This window comes from Azospirillum formosense (assembly GCF_013340925.1).
Lineage (GTDB): Bacteria > Pseudomonadota > Alphaproteobacteria > Azospirillales > Azospirillaceae > Azospirillum > Azospirillum formosense.
Window position 1 is genome coordinate 1 of the sequence record NZ_WHOR01000447.1, and the last position, 2429, is coordinate 2429.

4 protein-coding genes are annotated in these 2429 nt (G+C 69.5%); 2 read left to right on the forward strand and 2 right to left on the reverse strand.

Annotated features, from left to right (window positions below):
- Window positions 1-88: 88 nt before the first annotated feature.
- Both GBZ26_RS28805 and GBZ26_RS28810 read right to left on the reverse strand, forming a co-directional pair.
- Window positions 89-457 carry a c-type cytochrome gene (locus tag GBZ26_RS28805; protein ID WP_246653804.1) on the reverse strand — a complete coding sequence of 123 codons (369 nt, stop codon included), beginning with the start codon at window positions 455-457 and terminating at the stop codon, window positions 89-91.
- Between the two features lie 14 nt (window positions 458-471).
- Window positions 472-654, reverse strand: a complete 183-nt coding sequence (locus GBZ26_RS28810) for a DUF3553 domain-containing protein (RefSeq protein WP_014198307.1) — start codon at window positions 652-654, stop codon at window positions 472-474.
- Between the two features lie 231 nt (window positions 655-885).
- Between GBZ26_RS28810 and GBZ26_RS28815 the strand changes: the two genes are divergently transcribed.
- The gene (locus GBZ26_RS28815) at window positions 886-1530 is read left to right on the forward strand and encodes a histidine phosphotransferase family protein (RefSeq protein WP_174441726.1); all 645 of its coding nucleotides are present in this window, start codon (window positions 886-888) and stop codon (window positions 1528-1530) included.
- A gap of 379 nt (window positions 1531-1909) precedes the next feature.
- Window positions 1910-2429 (forward strand): Hpt domain-containing protein (locus tag GBZ26_RS28820; protein ID WP_247884946.1); only part of this gene is annotated, 520 nt, incomplete at its 3' end.

The window sequence follows — 2429 nt, forward strand, 5'->3', positions numbered from 1 at the left end:
GGAAAGGGGGCTCGACAGACAGAGATGGGGATGGGGCCCGCCCGGGGCCATGCTCCTCAATTCCGCTTGCGGGCCTCGGAATCCGGACTTACGGCGCCGTGGCTTCCTTCAGGTACTCGACCAGATCGCGGCGGTCGGACGCGCTGGTTATGGTCTGCATCGGCATCTTGCTGCCGGGGGTCATCACGTCGGGACCGATTTCGAACAGGCGGGCCACCGCCGCCTCGTCCCAGACGATGCCGCTGCCCTTGAGCGCGGGGGAGTAGTGATAGCCCTCCACCGCCCCGGCGGGGCGCCCGAACAGCCGCCACAGCGTCGGTCCGGCGCGGTTGCCGCCGTCCGGCGTCAGCGTGTGGCAGAAGGCGCAGGCGCGGAACAGCGTCCTGCCGCGCTCCGGATCGGGCGCGTCGTCGCCCAGCGCGGGGTTGCCGGCGGCCAGCAGGAGGAGGGCGGCCAACGGCAATTTCCCGCTCATGGCGCGTCGTCTGGATCGGTGACGGTCAGCGCGACCACGGACGTGTTGATGAGCAGCTTCCCGGCATTCTCGAAATTCACGGTGACGCGGTCGCCGATGGCCGACTGCACCTGCCCCAGACCCCAGTCGGGGCGGGCGGGGTGGCGCACCCAGGCGCCGGGAACCAATGAATCGTCCATGCCGCGCCTCCTGCATCCGCTGGAATTGGTTATCGCTTTCGCGGGATGACCGCGGAAAAGCGGCGGCATCCGCGCTCCTGGAATGATACAAACGAACGTCGCCGCCGGCCATCCCCATGGGGCACCGGCATGCAACAGAATGCCGCCCGGCCGGGGGAAGTTCCCAGGACTGCGGCCATGGCCGTTCCCCGGTTCGCCGGAGGTGGGCCATCAACGATCTGGAGACCACCCGTGCCGCTTGACATCCGCGTGATCGAGCTTGTCGCTTCCCGCATCTGCCACGACCTCGTGAGCCCGGTGGGAGCGATCCGCAACGGGTTGGAGCTGATCGAGGAGATGGAGGACGAGCCCGCCGGGGGCTTCCTGGGCGAGGCGGTGAAGCTGATCGAGCATTCCTCCGGGCAGGCCGACCGGCGGCTGCGCGTCTTCCGGCTGGCTTACGGCCTCGCCGGGCGGGAGCAGAAGGGCTTCGGCGACACCCGCTCCTCCGCGCAGGGGCTTCTGGAGGGCGGGCGCACCTCGCTGGACTGGCCGGCGGGGGTGCCGAACGACCAGCTCGCCTTCAAGCGCGGGGCGTCGAAGGTGCTGCTCAACGTCATCATCCTGGCCGACGAGGCGCTGACCCACGGCGGCACCATTACCGTCGCGGCGGAGGGGGACGAGCAGGCGGGGCGTTTCACCATCACCGCTGCCGGGCGTCCCGGCGCCCTGAAGGACGAGTCCGCGGCGGCGCTGGCCGGCACGGTGGCCGCCGCCGACCTGACCCCGCGCAGCATCCACGCCTACATGACCGGGCGCTTCGCGGAGGACGACGGCTACCGCGTCGCCGCCACCCCGGCCGGACCGGACCGGCTGGTCTTCACCGTGGAGTGGTGACACGGCCCCCGCTGGGGGCGCAATCCGCGCATTGACGACGTGTTGCAAACCGCCGCCGGTCCGGTGCGCGGCGCTTCGCCATGGCGGCGCGGTGCTTGTCTGGCGGTCATAGGCCGCCACGCTGGCAGCGGCCTTGCGGGCAGCGGCCTTGCGGGCAGCGGCCTTGCGGGCTGTGACCTTGCGGGCTGTGACCTTGGGCCGGGCGGCTCGGCATGACGGCGGAGCCGGAGAGTGGTATCGAAGGAGGTAAGGTTCTCTTAATCAGTGTTTGACAGGCTCCCACCGTAGCTGGAAAGGCCCGTACCGGCGGCGTCGCGCACGCCGCCCTCCGGACGGCCCGGCCGGAAACGGATACAATTGCGGGCGTGGGGATCGCGACATGGATGATCTGCTCTCCGAATTCCTGACGGAAACCAACGAGAACCTGTCGGTTCTCGACGTGGAACTGGTCCGTCTGGAGCAGAATCCCAACAATCCGGAACTTCTGTCGAACATCTTCCGTCTGGTGCACACCATCAAGGGCACCTGCGGCTTCCTCGGCCTGCCGCGCCTGGAAAAGGTCGCGCACGCCTCGGAAAACGTTCTGGGCAAGTTCCGCGATGGGGAACTGACCATCAACCCCGAAGCGGTCTCGCTGATCCTTCAGGCGCTGGACACCATCAAGAGCCTGCTGGCGGTGCTGGAGGCGACGGAGGCGGAGCCGCCGGGCGACGACCTGCCGCTGATCGAGCGGCTGAACCTGTGCGCCGAGGGCAAGCTGGCCACCGCCGCCCCGGCCAAGCCCGCCGCGACCGCGGGGGCGGCGGTGGCCCCGGTGTCCTCGGGCAACCTCACCCCTGTCTCTTATACACCTCCGACGCTGCCGACGAGCCACTCTGTGAGAGACTTCGCGGGCCGCG

Coding starts and splice junctions, on each gene's coding strand:
- GBZ26_RS28810 (WP_014198307.1), bottom strand. CDS start 654: ATGGACGATTCATTGGTTCCCGGCGCCTGGGTGCGCCACCCCGCCCGC.